18 protein-coding genes are annotated in these 14,851 nt (G+C 31.6%); 8 read left to right on the forward strand and 10 right to left on the reverse strand.

All coding sequences use genetic code 11. The features are described 5' to 3' along the window. Positions 1 to 63 precede the first annotated feature (63 nt). The 3 genes from coaE (at position 64) to PHC28_RS07330 (ending at position 3,024) form a co-directional block, all read left to right on the forward strand. A complete protein-coding gene (gene coaE / locus PHC28_RS07320; protein ID WP_300097847.1) occupies positions 64 to 648 on the forward strand; it encodes a dephospho-CoA kinase in 585 nt (194 codons plus the stop codon). Positions 649 to 719: 71 nt separating this feature from the next. Then, a complete protein-coding gene (locus tag PHC28_RS07325) occupies positions 720 to 2,303 on the forward strand; it encodes a sensor histidine kinase KdpD (RefSeq protein ID WP_300097850.1) in 1,584 nt (527 codons plus the stop codon). A 4-nt stretch (positions 2,304 to 2,307) separates the two neighbouring features. Further along, positions 2,308 to 3,024 (forward strand): response regulator transcription factor, encoded by a 717-nt coding sequence (locus PHC28_RS07330; protein WP_300097853.1) that lies wholly within the window; start codon positions 2,308 to 2,310, stop codon positions 3,022 to 3,024. 266 nt (positions 3,025 to 3,290) lie between these two features. On the opposite strand, the gene PHC28_RS07335 is transcribed toward PHC28_RS07330, so the two are convergent. Further along, entirely contained in the window at positions 3,291 to 3,734 is a 444-nt protein-coding gene (locus tag PHC28_RS07335; protein ID WP_300097856.1) for a thioredoxin family protein, read from the reverse strand. A gap of 18 nt (positions 3,735 to 3,752) precedes the next feature. Beyond that, entirely contained in the window at positions 3,753 to 4,178 is a 426-nt protein-coding gene (locus PHC28_RS07340; protein WP_300097859.1) for an OsmC family protein, read from the reverse strand. A gap of 184 nt (positions 4,179 to 4,362) precedes the next feature. On the opposite strand from PHC28_RS07340, the gene PHC28_RS07345 reads away from it, so the two are divergent. The 5 genes from PHC28_RS07345 to PHC28_RS07365 all read left to right on the forward strand — a co-directional run bounded on the left by PHC28_RS07345 (position 4,363) and on the right by PHC28_RS07365 (position 8,615). Further along, entirely contained in the window at positions 4,363 to 4,698 is a 336-nt protein-coding gene (locus PHC28_RS07345; RefSeq protein WP_300097863.1) for an arsenosugar biosynthesis-associated peroxidase-like protein, read from the forward strand. Positions 4,699 to 4,711: 13 nt separating this feature from the next. Then, complete coding sequence (arsS, locus tag PHC28_RS07350; RefSeq protein ID WP_300097866.1) at positions 4,712 to 5,767, forward strand: arsenosugar biosynthesis radical SAM (seleno)protein ArsS; 1,056 nt, start codon at positions 4,712 to 4,714, stop codon at positions 5,765 to 5,767. A gap of 28 nt (positions 5,768 to 5,795) precedes the next feature. After that, positions 5,796 to 6,608, forward strand: a complete 813-nt coding sequence (locus PHC28_RS07355) for a purine-nucleoside phosphorylase (protein ID WP_300097870.1) — start codon at positions 5,796 to 5,798, stop codon at positions 6,606 to 6,608. Between the two features lie 2 nt (positions 6,609 to 6,610). Then, positions 6,611 to 7,579, forward strand: coding sequence for an arsenosugar biosynthesis arsenite methyltransferase ArsM (gene arsM, locus PHC28_RS07360; RefSeq protein WP_300097873.1), 969 nt, complete (start codon positions 6,611 to 6,613; stop codon positions 7,577 to 7,579). A gap of 73 nt (positions 7,580 to 7,652) precedes the next feature. Then, complete coding sequence (locus PHC28_RS07365; protein WP_300097877.1) at positions 7,653 to 8,615, forward strand: D-2-hydroxyacid dehydrogenase family protein; 963 nt, start codon at positions 7,653 to 7,655, stop codon at positions 8,613 to 8,615. A gap of 280 nt (positions 8,616 to 8,895) precedes the next feature. On the opposite strand, the gene PHC28_RS07370 is transcribed toward PHC28_RS07365, so the two are convergent. From PHC28_RS07370 to PHC28_RS07405, 8 genes are all read right to left on the reverse strand, one after another. Then, positions 8,896 to 9,345 carry a DUF1572 family protein gene (locus PHC28_RS07370; RefSeq protein WP_300097880.1) on the reverse strand — a complete coding sequence of 150 codons (450 nt, stop codon included), beginning with the start codon at positions 9,343 to 9,345 and terminating at the stop codon, positions 8,896 to 8,898. A gap of 227 nt (positions 9,346 to 9,572) precedes the next feature. Next, complete coding sequence (locus tag PHC28_RS07375; RefSeq protein ID WP_300097883.1) at positions 9,573 to 10,487, reverse strand: patatin-like phospholipase family protein; 915 nt, start codon at positions 10,485 to 10,487, stop codon at positions 9,573 to 9,575. Positions 10,488 to 10,733: 246 nt separating this feature from the next. After that, positions 10,734 to 11,435, reverse strand: a complete 702-nt coding sequence (locus PHC28_RS07380) for a hypothetical protein (RefSeq protein ID WP_300097885.1) — start codon at positions 11,433 to 11,435, stop codon at positions 10,734 to 10,736. 2 nt (positions 11,436 to 11,437) lie between these two features. Continuing rightward, positions 11,438 to 12,484, reverse strand: a complete 1,047-nt coding sequence (locus tag PHC28_RS07385; protein ID WP_300097887.1) for a D-alanine--D-alanine ligase — start codon at positions 12,482 to 12,484, stop codon at positions 11,438 to 11,440. Beyond that, positions 12,481 to 13,182, reverse strand: coding sequence for an NRDE family protein (locus tag PHC28_RS07390; protein WP_300097891.1), 702 nt, complete (start codon positions 13,180 to 13,182; stop codon positions 12,481 to 12,483). The genes PHC28_RS07385 and PHC28_RS07390 overlap by 4 nt, the downstream gene beginning before the upstream one ends. Then, positions 13,170 to 13,673: a DinB family protein gene (locus PHC28_RS07395; RefSeq protein WP_300097895.1), complete on the reverse strand. Its 504-nt coding sequence runs from the start codon at positions 13,671 to 13,673 to the stop codon at positions 13,170 to 13,172. The genes PHC28_RS07390 and PHC28_RS07395 overlap by 13 nt, the downstream gene beginning before the upstream one ends. 7 nt (positions 13,674 to 13,680) lie before the next feature. Beyond that, the gene (locus PHC28_RS07400; protein ID WP_300097898.1) at positions 13,681 to 14,073 is read right to left on the reverse strand and encodes a hypothetical protein; all 393 of its coding nucleotides are present in this window, start codon (positions 14,071 to 14,073) and stop codon (positions 13,681 to 13,683) included. Between the two features lie 13 nt (positions 14,074 to 14,086). Beyond that, positions 14,087 to 14,647, reverse strand: coding sequence for a peroxidase-related enzyme (locus PHC28_RS07405; RefSeq protein WP_300097901.1), 561 nt, complete (start codon positions 14,645 to 14,647; stop codon positions 14,087 to 14,089). Between the last annotated feature and the right edge of the window lie 204 nt (positions 14,648 to 14,851).

Below are 14,851 nucleotides of genomic sequence, written 5' to 3' on the forward strand. Positions count from 1 at the left end.
AAATCATCATCCTGAAACAAAAACCACAAGAAGCTTTTCCAGAGTTATTTTTCAAAAAATAATATGACAAAAATAATTGGTTTAACCGGTGGAATTGGAAGTGGGAAAACTACGATTGCCAATCATTTTTTGGCAGCAGGCATTCCTGTTTACATTGCTGATGATGCAGCTAGGAAAATTATGCAATCGGCAGAAATCATTACGGAGATCAAAGAAATTTTTGGTAATGAATTTTTTGAAAATAATATTTTAAATCGAGAAAAACTTGCGGCAATTGTTTTTAATAACCCCGAAAAATTAAAACAACTTAATGCTATAATTCATCCTGCTGTAAAGAAGCATTTTAGTAGCTGGATTTTAGACCATAAGAATTCTCCATTTATCATTTATGAAGCCGCCATTTTATTTGAAAGTGGTAGTTATGAAAATTGCGATTTGATAATTACAGTAACTGCACCACTTGAAACTAGGATTCAACGAGTAATTCAACGAGATAAAACCTCTCGCGAACAAGTTCTGAAGAGAATAAATGCTCAATGGAATGATGAACAGCGTATTTTGAAAAGTGATTATGTTATTGAAAATATTAATCCTGAAATTGCTAAATCTGAAGTTGATAAAATTCTTAAAATTTTGAAGATTCAATAATTTGAGTCTTTGTTGTTAATCTTTGGTTAATTTATTATTATTTATATTGTTAAAATACTAATTTTGCATCGATGAATAAATTGTTTTTTAGAATACTTGTTTTGTTGATGAGTTTATCCTTGATAGGGATAATTTTGGTCCAAGTTTATTGGTTTAATACCTCGTTTAAAAATATCGACGAGCAATTTAAATTCCACGTTAAAAATGTTATAGGCAACGTGGCCGAAAAAATTCAAAGACAGGAAGCGTACAGTTTCTATGATAAGTACAATCAGTATAAAGATAGCACTGGAAAGATTCCTCAAAAAAATGATTTATTAGAGTTTTATTATATTCAAAAAAACAATAAAACTAATAAGACGATAATATATTCAAACAGTATAATTAGTGAAGATTATGATATTTCTTCTACGTTCTTTGATAAAAAATTAGATAGTGTAAAATTTAAAAGTTTTAATTCCAAACGAATTACTGAAGTTTACAATAACAATCAATTTGATAATTCAAGACTTCAGCATAAATTGACTCCTGATGTAAAAATTGAAAAATCGGGCAATTTAGATGTTTTAGATAATGCTCAATTTCAGATTTTCTTTAAAGACATTGCTTCGACAATGCCAATACAAGAAAGAGTTTCGAAAGAAAGTTTATCAAAGCTATTAAAGAAAGAATTAGAAGAATATGGAGTAAAAACGCGATTTGAATATGGAATTTATAGCAACGGATTAGCAACAAAAGTTAAATCGGATGGATTTAAATATGATAAAAACAATACTTATTTCATTTCAATTTTTTCGGATAACGAAGGAAATAGTAAATATCAATTATTAGTTTCATTTCCGCAAAAAAAGAAGTTTTTGTTGACGGATCTTATAGGAATAACACTATTGTCAATTATTTTTACGTTAATCATCATTATTGCTTATACAAGTGCATTAAACCAATTGATTCGTCAGCGTCATATTTCTGAAATTAAATCTGATTTCATCAATAATATGACTCACGAGTTCAAAACTCCAATTGCAACAATAAATTTGGCTTTGGATGCTATAAAAAATCCAAAAATTATTGATGATAAGAAAAAAGTGTTGAAATATATCCAGATGATTAAGGATGAAAATAAACGAATGCACGCCCAAGTTGAGAATGTTTTAAGGATTTCTAAACTTGAAAAGAAAGAATTAGATATTGTAAAAGAATCTAGTAATATTCAGGAAATTATTGAAGACGCTATTGAGCACGTAAGTTTAATTTTAGAAGATAGACAAGGAACAATAACAAAACATTTAGATGCTGTTCGAACAAGTGTTTTAGTAAATGAAGCACATTTTATAAATGTGATTGTAAACATCTTGGAAAATGCTATTAAATATTCGCCAAATGCACCTAAAATTGATATTTATACTGAGAATGTAAAAGATTTCATTATTATTAAAATTAAAGACAACGGAATAGGAATGAGTAAGATTGCTCAGAAAAGAGTTTTTGAAAAATTTTACCGTGAGCATACAGGCGATGTTCATAATGTAAAAGGACACGGATTAGGATTAGCTTACGTAAAAAAAATTATTGATGACCATAATGGTCAGGTTTTTGTAGAAAGTGAAAAGGGAAAGGGAAGTACCTTCATAGTAAAAATACCATTAATAAATTAAAAATATGGAAAATGTAAATAAACGAATTCTTTTAGTTGAAGATGACTTAAATTTTGGAGCGGTACTAAAAGATTATTTAATGCTGAATGACTTTGATGTTACTTTGGCAAAAAACGGGATGGAAGGCTTTGAAAAATTCAAAAAGGATACTTATGATTTATGTATTTTGGATGTGATGATGCCTTATAAAGATGGTTATACTTTAGCCAAAGAAATTAGAGAAAAAAATCAGGATGTGCCCATTATTTTCTTAACGGCAAAATCTATGAAAGAAGATGTTTTGAAAGGATATAAAGCAGGAGCTGATGATTACTTGAATAAACCTTTTGATTCAGAAGTATTGTTGATGAAAATTAGAGCAATTATTCAAAGAAAATCATCTGGAGCAAAAGCAGAACCAGTTCAATTTGAATTTGTTGTTGGCAAATTTCATTTGAATTCAAAACTTCGTTTTCTGACATATCAAAAAGAAGAACCAGTTAAATTGTCTCCTAAGGAAAATGAGCTTTTAAAAATGTTGATTCTTCACGAAAATGATTTAATGCCAAGAGAATTAGCGTTGACAAAAATTTGGAGAGATGATAACTACTTTACTTCAAGAAGTATGGACGTTTATATCGCTAAATTAAGAAAATATCTCAAACTTGATCCAAATGTAGAAATCCTAAATATTCACGGTGAAGGATTTAGATTAGTAGTAAAAAATAAAGAAATTGCATAAATATAAAAAAACCGCTCTGTTATCATAACAGAAGCGGTTTTTGGTTTTTATAAAGCAAAATCCACCTATTTCTGTTTTTTTATGAGTTTTAATTTCTTCAGATTGAGAGTTTGATTGCATTGAAATTAATACTAATCCAACAAAAAGTAGCTTCTTATAATTCATAGTAATTTGTGTTTTAAGTTCAATAAAAAGGAAAGACACTCCTATTACAGAAGTGCCTTCCATCAAAACAAAACAAATTGAAAATTATCATTATTTATTAATTATGGAACAATTCTTTTTCCAAAATTGACTAAAATATGTGGTTCAACAAATCCTACTTGTTCAGCTATTTGTTTTCCGTTTTTATCTAAAATCAATAAGGTTGGATAACCTTGAATACGGTAATTATTTGCTAATTCACTTCCTTCTTTTGTTTCACCATCAACTGCAACATTAATATAGTTGGCATTGTAATAATTCCCGACTTCTTTGTCTGAAAAAGTATGTTTTTTTAGCATTTTACAAGGACCACACCAAGTGGCATAAATATCTAAAAAGATAGGTTTGTTCTCTGCTTTTGCTTTTTCCAATGCTTCTTGAAAAGAGCCTTTAAAAAATTGAATCCCCTCTGCTGTGTCTTCTTTGAAATCTACTTTTGGATTTCTAAAACTATAAATCCCAATGACAACTAATGCAAATAATCCGATAAATAAGAAAGTTTTCATATTTTTTTATTTCTAAATTTATATTAACGCTGGTTCGTTTAAAACCGTTGCTTTTTCAATATTCCATTCGCCTTCAATCATTCTATGAACATAACAGGCATCTGCTTGATGGAGCAATTCTGCTCGTTGTTCCTCGGTAATATCACCTTCAATAGAAATAGACACATTTATTGTTGTAGAGAGTTTTCCGTTTTCGCCACGTTTTACTATTTGATCTAATTCGGCTTCCACATTTCCAATTTCCCAACCGTTTCTACGAGCAATAAAACGAACGGTTGCCACTTTACACATTGCAATGCTTGATAAAATCAAATCGGTTGGTGAAAACCCTAAATCGGTTCCTTTGCTGTTAATGGGTTCATCTCCAATGATGCTGTGTCTTCCGTTACTAATAATGGTTTGGTATCCTGTTGGTAGATTTTTGAGTTTAATGTTTGTAGCCATAATTGACAATTGTTTTTTGAGTTTAATTTATTTTTTATGTGGATATAGTCGAAGTAAAATTGATTTCCTGACAAGTGGAATGCAATTTTTACATTTTATAAAAAAATTGAAATTATCTGTCAGGATGGATTGATTGTTCCGTCTAAAAAATATAATTGTAGTTTTATAAAAAAAATTGAATACAATGGAAAAAACTTATTATGACCCAGCCGACCTTAAAAAATTCGGAAAAATATCCGATTGGAATAAAGAACTAGGCGACAAATTCTTTGAGTATTATGGTAAAGTTTTCGAAGAAGGCTGTTTGACTGCTCGTGAAAAGTCATTGATTGCTTTGGCGGTTTCCCACACTGTTCAATGTCCGTATTGTATCGATGCTTATACAGGCGATGGTTTGAAACGAGGTATTACCAAAGAAGAAATGATGGAAGCTGTTCACGTTGCCGCAGCTATTCGCAGTGGTGCAACGCTTGTTCACGGAGTTCAAATGATGAACAAATACGACAAATTATCAATGTGATTTTTATAAAATTATGCCTTTAAAATCTTTACACGCAAAACACAACGAACTTTCTAAAAACGAAAGACAACTGGAAATTCTGTCCAACGGGATTTTTAAAGAGGGTTCGTTGCCTACTTTTTCCGAAAAAATAAAATCGGTCAATCAGTTTCCGTTGCGTCCCAAAAAAATTGAAATTCTGCAACTTAATGTAGGTTATATGTGTAACCAAGTTTGTGCCCATTGTCACGTAGATGCTGGTCCAGATCGAAAAGAAATTATGACTATCGAAACAATGCAACAATGTCTTGATGTTATTAAAAATACTGGAGTACACACGCTTGATTTAACTGGTGGTGCACCCGAAATGAACCCTAATTTTCGTTGGTTTGTTGAAGAAGCATCAAAACTGGGTGTTCAGGATTTTATTGTTCGCTCCAATTTGACTATTATTTTAGCCAATAAAAAATACCACGATTTGCCCGAGTTTTTCGCCAAACACAATATTCACGTTATTTCGTCTTTGCCTTATTACAAACGAGAAAAAACCGATAAGCAACGTGGCGATGGTGTTTTTGATACATCTATCAAAGCCTTGCAAATGCTAAACGAAGTAGGTTATGGAATGCCGGACAGCAACTTGAAACTCGATTTGGTTTACAATCCTTCAGGAGCATTTTTGCCAACCGATCAAAAAGCTTTGGAGAATGATTTCAAAAAAGCGTTGAAAGAAGATTTCAATATCGATTTTAATTCCCTTTTTGCCATTACCAATTTGCCCATCAGTCGGTTTTTGGACTATTTGATTACTTCCGATAATTATGAAGATTATATGTATTCGTTAGTCGAGGCATTTAATCCGAAAGCGGTTGCCAACGTAATGTGCACCAATACCATATCTGTAAGTTATGATGGTTGGTTGTATGATTGTGATTTTAACCAAATGTTGGGGTTGAAAGTGGCGGTTTCTGAAAATCATATTTCTCAATTCAATGAAAAAATTCTGACCAATAGAAACATTTTAATCTCACAACATTGCTACGGTTGCACAGCTGGAGCAGGAAGTAGTTGCCAAGGAACTGTAGCCTAAATTATTTAATAAAAATTATTTTCATAAAATGACTATTGAAAAAATAAAAGAGACCTCAAAATTTTTAATCCAAAAAGGATTTCATTTCCCCGAAATAGGAATTGTATTGGGTACAGGATTAGGTCAATTGGTTAATCATATCAAAATTGAATGCGAAGTTGATTATGCTGATATTCCAAATTTTCCTGTTTCGACAGTCGAATTTCATTCGGGGAAACTGATTTTTGGCACGTTAGAAAACAAAAAAGTTGTTGTAATGCAAGGACGTTTTCATTTGTACGAAGGCTATTCTTTGCAAGAAATTACGTTTCCTATTCGGATTTTGAAAGCATTGGGTATTCAAAAATTATTGATTTCCAACGCAGCTGGAGTAATCAATTTGAATTTCAAAAAAGGAGATATAATGTTGATTGAAGATCATATCAACCTGCAAGGTGGTTCGCCATTGGCATTCAAAAATGTCTCCGAATTTGGAGAACGTTTTACCGATATGAGCGAACCCTACAATTTAAATTTACGAAATTCCATTCTTGAGATTGCAAAAAAAGAAGACATTACTTTACACAAAGGAATTTACGCAGCCGTTGTTGGACCACAATTGGAAACCAAAGCTGAATATCGCTATCTCAAAACAATTGGAGCCGATGCCGTTGGAATGAGCACCGTGCCCGAAGTTATTGTTGCCAATCATTTAGGATTGCCCGTTTTAGCTGTTTCTGTACTGACTGATGAATGTAATCCAGACGATTTAAAACCAGTTAATATTCAGGAAATTATTGCTTTGGCTGGTCAAGCCGAACCTCAAATGATTGCCCTTTTTAAAGAATTAATAAAACTATAATTATGAGCTATTTAGACGCCACAAACGATTTATACAAACAAGCAGCTTTGACTCCAGATGTTGGATTATGCTGTACGACTACACCCATTTGGAAATTTCCTGGTCTCGAAATTCCCGTCATAATGCAAGAAATGAATTATGGTTGTGGCAGCACGATTTCGGCACAAGATTTAATTAACAATCCAAAAATTTTGTATGTAGGTGTAGGTGGAGGAATGGAATTATTGCAGTTTTCTTATTTCTCTCGTCAAAAAGGAGGTGTAATTGGTGTTGATGTCGTTGATGAAATGCTGGAAGCTTCTCGCAAAAATTTCATCGAAGCCGAAGCACAAAATGATTGGTTCAAAAGTGAGTTTGTTGAGTTGCGAAAAGGTGATGCATTAAACCTTCCTATTGATGATGAAAGCATTGATATTGCAGCTCAAAACTGTCTTTTCAATATTTTTAAAGCCGAAGATTTAAAGAAAGTTCTGCAAGAAATGTATCGCGTTCTCAAACCACACGGAAGACTAGTAATGAGTGACCCAACGTGTGAACAACCAATGAATGATGCGTTACGAAATGACGACCATTTGCGTGCTTTGTGCTTGAGTGGCAGTATTCCAATTGCGGATTATATCAAAGCCTTGACTGATGTTGGTTTTGGTACCATTGAAATTCGGGGTCGTCGTCCGTACCGAATTTTGGATACTGATAATTACCCGACCGATGAGCTTATTTTTATAGAAAGTATTGAAGTCTGTGCCATAAAAGACCCAATGCCAGCCGATGGTGCTTGTGTTTTTACAGGAAAAGCGGCAATTTATTATGGAAATGAAGTTTATCTTGATGATAAAAAAGGACACGTTTTAATGCGAAACCAACCTTTGGCAGTTTGCGATAAAACGGCAGCGGCTTTGGCTTCGTTAGGAAGAAACGATATTTTTATTAGCGAAAGTACTTTTCATTATAATGGCGGTGGTTGTTGTTAGTAATGATATTTTGAGTTAAACAAAAACAACTTAATTTTGACAGATTTTTTAAGCATAAAATAAACCATTCGAAATGAAAATCACAATTTTAGATGACTATCAAAATGTTATAAAAGAATTAGACTGTTTTAATTTATTGAAAGGACAAAATGTTCAAATACTAAATTATACTGAAAAAAACTGTGCTCTATTAGCAGAAAAACTATACGATACTTCTATTCTAGTTTTGACTAGAGAAAGAACAGAAGTTGACGAAAAACTGCTATCATTATTACCTAATCTTAAACTAATAAGTCAGACAGGGAAAATATCAAATCATCTCAATTTAGCCGATTGCACAAAGTATAAAGTATTAGTTGCAGAAGGAATTGGTTCGCCAATAGCGCCAGCAGAATTAGCTTGGGCTTTACTAATGAACACGGTAAGACAAATTCCACAAGCAATAGAAGGAATGAAAAACGGGCAATGGCAAGTTACTATTGGTTCAACAATTTATGGAAAAACTATTGGTATTTGGGGTTATGGAAAAATTGGGCAAAAAATGGCACAATTTGCAAAAGTGTTTGGTGCAAAAGTTCTAGTTTGGGGAAGTGAAGTTTCGAGAAATAAGGCTATTGAAGATGGTTTTGAACAAGCAAATTCAAAAGAAGAATTTTTTAAAAATTCAGATATTGTCACATTACATCTTCGACTAAATAAAAAAACATTTGAAATAGTTAAAGAAAGTGATTTGAAATTGATGAAAGAAAATGCGGTTATCATAAACACAGCACGAGCAGAATTAATAGAGAAAGGAGCATTAGAAAAATGTTTAAAATCAGGAACTCCCAAATTTGCTAGTCTTGACGTGTATTTAGAAGAACCTATTTATGACAAAAATTATGAGTTATTACTACTTCCCAATGTTGTTTGCACACCACATATTGGTTATGTTGAAAGAAATGGTTACGAACTTTATTTTGGAAAAGCATTTGAAAACGTTATTAATTTTATTAATGGAAACCCAACGAATATAGCCAATCCAGAAATACCTTAAATTAAACCCTTATTATCAAATTAATGCACTAACTATTTTTTTTTGTACATTACATAATTAACAGCACTTTTTTATTTACAATAATCTTTCTTCTCTTGAATAGACGGACAAGCATTATTTCTTCTTTTTGATGTTCACATTCGGGACAAGTTATCGTTGAAATAAATTGCGTTTGCATCCTGATTATTATTTATTGGTTACAGAATATCTTGTTTGATTTATGGTATTTTCTATTTCGGGAATAGTGTTTTTAAAATTGTCAAAGATTTTCATTTCTAAATTAATTGGTAGAATTAATAAATCTTCTATGATAATTGATTTGTCCTAAATGATAGGCTAGATGTGTCGTGAGATAGGTTATGAAATCTTGGGTTGCCATTTTGCTTCCAAAAACTTCTGATGGATATTCTTGTTTAAAGTCATTTTCATTGAGATTGTCCAAAGTATTTGAAACTATTTTTATGACGTTTTCAATGTTTTGAATTAGAATTTCTCTTGGTATGTTTTTTTCTGAGAATTCTAAATCACGTTGTCTAATATATCCAGTGTTTCCAAGTGTTGCTCCAATAAAATGGTTTAGATTTCCGATGAGGTGTAAACATAAATTTCCACCTGAATTAGCAATTTCGGGAGTTGTTTTCCATAAATCTGCTTCGGTTTTGTAGCTTTCAATTTCCAATTTTAATTGGTTTAAATTCCGAATAAATAAAGTCTTAAGAAGTGTTTGCATCGTTTTTTATTTTGTTTCAATAGTTATTATTTCGTTCATTTTTTGGATTTTCAATAGTTTGCAAAGAACTATCAATTCGTTTAATTGTGATATTTTTATCGCTATTCTTTTATGGAAAAGTTTCTTAATTTCTGTTCTTCGATTGAAGTAGTTACGTTCAATTTTACGTTGAGCAATAGTTTTCCTGAAAGCGATAATAATGAGTTTGTGTTTTGCATAGCTATTTATCAATTTTTTAAATTGGGAATATGACAAAAACTAACTGGGTTTTTAGATTTAGCAAATTCGTAACCGTCTTTCCACCATTTGGTCATTTGTTCTGGGTCGAAAATAAGCGGGTTTTCGGTTAGTTGATTGGGTGTATAATAGAAGTTGATGTTTATTTTTTGGTTTAAACTAGCCAGTTTGCCTATAATAACATCTTTCGAACTGTTTCTATCAATCATAAACTGAAATGTTCTAAACAACAATGAAAATGGATTTTTGATTATGGGATGCTTTGCTATTTCAACTTCGTTTTCTAATATAATTACGTCTATATCACAAGCTCCGTTTTCGATAGCTTTCATAATGGGAATAAAACTGCCAAAACCTCCATCAGCATATTGGCAATTATTTTTGGTAAACAAACTCATAAAAGGCGTATAATTGCAGGAAGACCAAGACCAATCGCAAAAATCATTGTGAGTGCAGTCGTTAGAATTATAATATTCTATCGTGTTCATAGTGAGATTTGAAACAGCCACAATGATTTTTTTATTTTGTTCTTGGAGAGAATTAAAATCTTCTAGAGTGATACTCTTTTTTATAAGTTTTCGCAAGTTTTCGCTTTCGCCAAAAGTGGGACAACCTTTGATAAATGTTTTGAGAGTATTAAAATGGTTAATAGAAGTTTTGTACCCTTTTTCAGTTTTTTTGATTATAAAAGGATTGATATTAAAAATGTCTTCTTGCTTTACCGAAGTATATATTTTTTTGATTTTATCAATTTTTCCTATGGCCAAATGTGGCAACAGCAAACTACCAGTAGAGCAACCCACGAATAATTCATAGTTATTGCAGCAATCGTTGATGAGGTATTCTGCCACACCACCAGCAAAAGCTCCTTTGCTACCGCCACCTGAAATGATTAATGCTTTCATTTTTTTAGATTTAATGAATTGCCAAGTAAATGTAGTAATCTTGACGAATGAATAAAATATCTTATATGTTTTTGTTGAGTATAAATTTCTCGAATTGTTTTTCTCGAATAAAATTGACATTCCGATAAAACCGTATTTTGAGGTGTATTGCTACAAAAAAGAGCCATTCTGTTTGCACTGGTTAATATAACTGCAATGCTTGGTAGTAAACTTAAATAGAGTTGCCAGGTTTCCATTGGGTTTTATTTAGGAATTTTTTTTTGCATACAGTTTTGCCAATTTTTGAAACTTTTGTTTCTTTTGTTTCCAAAATAATTTTCCAATCTGAATGCCTGCCAAACCCAAAAATAAGGTGGCAAATATTGGATTGAGATATTTACTCATTTCAATTTTATTTTCGACCAAAAAGTATTTTCCTGTGTGAGCGAAAATTAACATTCCTGCCAATGTTCCCATCATTGCTCCCATAATAAAAAGGCTATTATTGTTGCATTTTGGGTCTAGTTTTTCAGTACGGAATAAGTAAATGTATATTCCAGACCAATAGGGCCATTGAATAAAGTTCAAACTATTTAAAAGCAAACCTAGAATGAAAGGGAATTGTGCCAATTTAAGTTGCGACAAACTAAAATTTTTATCGTTGCCAATATTTGTAATGAAATAAATCGCAATTCCAGTAAAGAAAACAATCGTAAAAACATCAATAAACAGTAATAATTTCTTTTGTTCTACCAACCATTTTGCTCCAAAACTTACTGCTTTCAATACAAAAAATTCTATAAATACAATTCCTGAAATAAAAGAAATCGTTGCCCAATTGCCTTGTTCCAACAATATTTGTAAACTAATTACATTAATGTAACCCAAAGGCAAAGCACCCATCAAACTGATGAGGATTCCTAGTAAAAGTGGATTTTTTTTAGGTGCTATTTTATCTAATATCTTCATTTTTATGAAATCGATTTTAGGTGATTGGTTAGTCTTTTATTGTCAATTACTAATTGTCTGGATTGTTTGATATTCAAATAAGAATGTCCTTTTTGATGATTAAAAGTGCTTATTTTGTATAAAATATCATAATGTTTAATGATTTCTTTCCAAGCAAAAAAGATAGAATGTTTTGGGTCATAAATGTGAGTTGGCTCGCTTCCAGCACCATTCAATTCTATGATTGAAAAGTTTTTTCCTTGTTCTAAATCTTCACGAGAATGGAACATAATATCCAATCTTCCGAAGTAGAAATCAGGAATTTGCAAACAAATTTCGTTGAACGTTTCGGTTAGTTTTTCGTTTATCCAATAACTGACATCGGTAAATTTACTACCTCGAACGTGATTGCCAAAAGGTACTAAATTGAGCGTTTCGTCTTTGGGTAAGACCTCGTTTAATTTTCCTCCAAACTTTTGTTTCAAAGTATCGAGTTGCAAGGCAAATCGTGGGTTTTGTTCAATGAGTTCGTAAATGGTATTTGTTCCGTTTCCTTTAATAATCAAAAAATCTTTATATACAATTCCAGTGATTTGGCCTTTAAATTCATAAGGCATTCTGTGATAAAACAAACCTATTTCTAACGGATATGTGATGCATTCTTGAACTAAGAAATCATAATTTGTTTTTTGTAAATAGGTGCTTAACTCGTTCCAAGAATGAATTTTTTCGACCCGAAGTCCTTGTAAACCCATATTAGGTTTGATGATAAATGGAAATGAAATGTTTGCTTTTTCAATTGAATTTATAATCGTTGCAAGTTTTTGATTGGCTTTGAAAAATAAAGTTTCTGGATAATATTGTTTTGGAATGAGATCATAAATTTCTTTCTTGCTTTCCAAGGCAAATCCTCCGTTTATAATTCTGGGGTTGCTGGCATTAAAAAAACCTAATGAACGCGCTTTGATACTCAAATATATCCAATAGAAAAAGATTGGAAAATAGACCACATTGACGTTCCAATATTCCCAATTTTGGAGTTTATGAATGCTGTTTTTTAGTTTTCTCAAAATGCTATTTTTTCTATTGTTTTGTTGTTTATTCTATCAATATAAGTCATTTCGAGTTTGTCGTTTTTCAACAACAATTGGGTAATGCTTACCGTTTTGGTTTTATCTTCACGATTGATAACCAAACCAAATTCAGTGTTTGTTGCTTTTGTATTGGTGTGAAACGAAAGAATTTTATCTATTGATAATGGCATATTGTATCTGCAAAAATCTTCAAACCATTGTTTTCTTTTAATCCTTTGAATGCGATTATATAAAGTGGCAGATGACCAAATATGTGGTTTTTTAATAGATTTTTCAATAATGTGTTTTTCTACTTCGTCCCATTTTACCTCGGTCAGTATATTATTTTGAAATATGATAAGTGTAAACGGTTCTATATTATCTAAATTCATTTCTTGAAAATGGATTAATGGAAACTGTGCTTGTATGATTTCCATCAAAATAACACCTCTACTTTTGCTGTAATTTGGTTTCTTTTGGTGATTGATGAAGGCACCGTTGAGCAGAATAATAGTTGTTCCGTCTTCTTTGGCCACAATCCAAGTCCCACCTGCTTTTTCGTCTTTTGGATAAAGTAGTTTTATGTCATTTTCTGAATAAATTTTTGGTGCAATTGTAGGACGGTATATTTTTTCATCTCTATTGGATGTCAAAAGAAAACCGTTTTGCAACGGGACAAAACTTACTGTACACATACTTTTCTATATCGGATTGTTGCTGGTGCCAAGCCAAAAGTATCATCAATAAAGGATAATCTATCTAATTCTAATAATCCCACTTTTATCAATGCTTGGTGATGAATACTATGTTCTAAACAGTAGGCTAATTCCCTAAAAATTGAGGTTTTAATTTGTGTTTGCTTGCCTTCTTCGGCGCAAAAATTACCTTCTAAAACAATTGTTTCATCAGGAATATCTTGATCTAAATAGGAGTTGATTGCATTAATTATTTTTATAGCAAAATTTCTATCAGTTTCAATCAATAAGTTTCTTTTACGATTATCATAGTTCACGATTTTTGTATCTAAACCCAAAAGGACACATTGATAGAACTCTACAATATGACGAATGTGCTGTCCTATTGATGCTTGCGAAAGCAATATAGCTTTGTGGTCGTATTGTTCATTGGTTAATTGAAGTAATACTTTTTTTATTTCGTTTAAATTTTCTTGACAATAGGTTCTCATATCTATTTTATTTGTTATTGGGAATTGGATTTTTAAAAAGTAGTAACCAGAAAGCTATGGCAAATGCTAAGTAAATTATACCAACTCCCCATATAAAGAGTGGCGCTTCAGGTACATTTAATAATCCTTTGATTATGGCAAGTCCAGCCATAAAAAAGTAAGCTAAATTTGCCATACCTATTGGGCGATTATAAATTCCGCCAAAGAGGCTTGATTTTGACATCCAATTTAGAATTCCCATAGCAATATTGAAGGCACCAAAAGCTTGAGCAACTAATGTGGCAGTTAGCGTATATTCGATTTTTAAGAATGATAAAAGAATCTCCGGGGCAAAACTTGTAAGGATACCAAAAGCAAAAAACACTACTGAGGAGGTTGTTAGGATGATTTTAGAGTTCATAGTCGTAAATAGGTTAATAATTATAATTTCTTTCGTCGTCTTTTTCAATATCTACTTTAAGAGACAAGACCAATCGATTAACAAAATTGAAATAGGCCACAACCAAGGTTGCATCTAAAATGGCAGCATCTGACAATCCTATTTCTTTGAGTTTGTTTATGTGTTCTGGTTCTTTGAAATCATCTGGTTTTAAGGTTAACTTTTCGGCAAATTGACAAAGTAGAAGCTCTTTTTCAGAAAGTTGGGCTTTCTTGTAATTACTTCTTAAATGCACAATTCGATAGTCATCTTTCCAATAATTATTCAATGCTTCCGAATGATGAATTTGACAGTAATGACAATTATTTGCAACAGATGTTACTACTGCCATCATTTCGCGTTCGGCTCTTGAAAGTTCTGATTTTGAAAACATAATTTCCATATACAAATCAATATGTTTTACAATGCTTTCTGGGCGCAAACTCTGAATTTTATGTACTTCGGCAAGTTGTCCCCGTTTTTGAATTAAATCATCATAGATTTCTTTTAATCTGCCAGTTGCTTCGTGATGTTCTATGGTTTTTATGAGTGCCATATTGTAATTCTATTTATTTTTAAGTGTATAGACGAAAGTATTTTGGTTTCCTGACATTTCAATATATAAAAAAACAACACAGTATTTGCTCTGTATTGGTTTTTGAAAATTTGATCAAATTATAATAGTAGTTAAAAATGATTTTGAGTTGTTTGTTGCTTTATAAAAAATGACTATTGCTAACAAAAGGGTAGAACCAAAAAC

The organism is Flavobacterium sp. (assembly GCF_028712645.1).
GTDB lineage: Bacteria > Bacteroidota > Bacteroidia > Flavobacteriales > Flavobacteriaceae > Flavobacterium.

Bases quoted from the DNA above. Each gene is read 5' to 3' on its own strand.
- PHC28_RS07365 (WP_300097877.1), top strand. From the start codon at position 7,653: ATGAAAATCACAATTTTAGATGACTATCAAAATGTTATAAAAGAATTA.
- PHC28_RS07355 (WP_300097870.1), top strand. From the start codon at position 5,796: ATGACTATTGAAAAAATAAAAGAGACCTCAAAATTTTTAATCCAAAAA.
- PHC28_RS07345 (WP_300097863.1), top strand. From the start codon at position 4,363: ATGGAAAAAACTTATTATGACCCAGCCGACCTTAAAAAATTCGGAAAA.
- PHC28_RS07330 (WP_300097853.1), top strand. From the start codon at position 2,308: ATGGAAAATGTAAATAAACGAATTCTTTTAGTTGAAGATGACTTAAAT.
- arsM (WP_300097873.1), top strand. From the start codon at position 6,611: ATGAGCTATTTAGACGCCACAAACGATTTATACAAACAAGCAGCTTTG.
- PHC28_RS07390 (WP_300097891.1), bottom strand. From the start codon at position 13,182: ATGTGTACAGTAAGTTTTGTCCCGTTGCAAAACGGTTTTCTTTTGACA.
- coaE (WP_300097847.1), top strand. From the start codon at position 64: ATGACAAAAATAATTGGTTTAACCGGTGGAATTGGAAGTGGGAAAACT.
- PHC28_RS07335 (WP_300097856.1), bottom strand. From the start codon at position 3,734: ATGAAAACTTTCTTATTTATCGGATTATTTGCATTAGTTGTCATTGGG.
- arsS (WP_300097866.1), top strand. From the start codon at position 4,712: ATGCCTTTAAAATCTTTACACGCAAAACACAACGAACTTTCTAAAAAC.
- PHC28_RS07400 (WP_300097898.1), bottom strand. From the start codon at position 14,073: ATGAACTCTAAAATCATCCTAACAACCTCCTCAGTAGTGTTTTTTGCT.
- PHC28_RS07370 (WP_300097880.1), bottom strand. From the start codon at position 9,345: ATGCAAACACTTCTTAAGACTTTATTTATTCGGAATTTAAACCAATTA.
- PHC28_RS07380 (WP_300097885.1), bottom strand. From the start codon at position 11,435: ATGAAGATATTAGATAAAATAGCACCTAAAAAAAATCCACTTTTACTA.
- PHC28_RS07405 (WP_300097901.1), bottom strand. From the start codon at position 14,647: ATGGCACTCATAAAAACCATAGAACATCACGAAGCAACTGGCAGATTA.
- PHC28_RS07325 (WP_300097850.1), top strand. From the start codon at position 720: ATGAATAAATTGTTTTTTAGAATACTTGTTTTGTTGATGAGTTTATCC.
- PHC28_RS07375 (WP_300097883.1), bottom strand. From the start codon at position 10,487: ATGAAAGCATTAATCATTTCAGGTGGCGGTAGCAAAGGAGCTTTTGCT.
- PHC28_RS07340 (WP_300097859.1), bottom strand. From the start codon at position 4,178: ATGGCTACAAACATTAAACTCAAAAATCTACCAACAGGATACCAAACC.
- PHC28_RS07395 (WP_300097895.1), bottom strand. From the start codon at position 13,673: ATGAGAACCTATTGTCAAGAAAATTTAAACGAAATAAAAAAAGTATTA.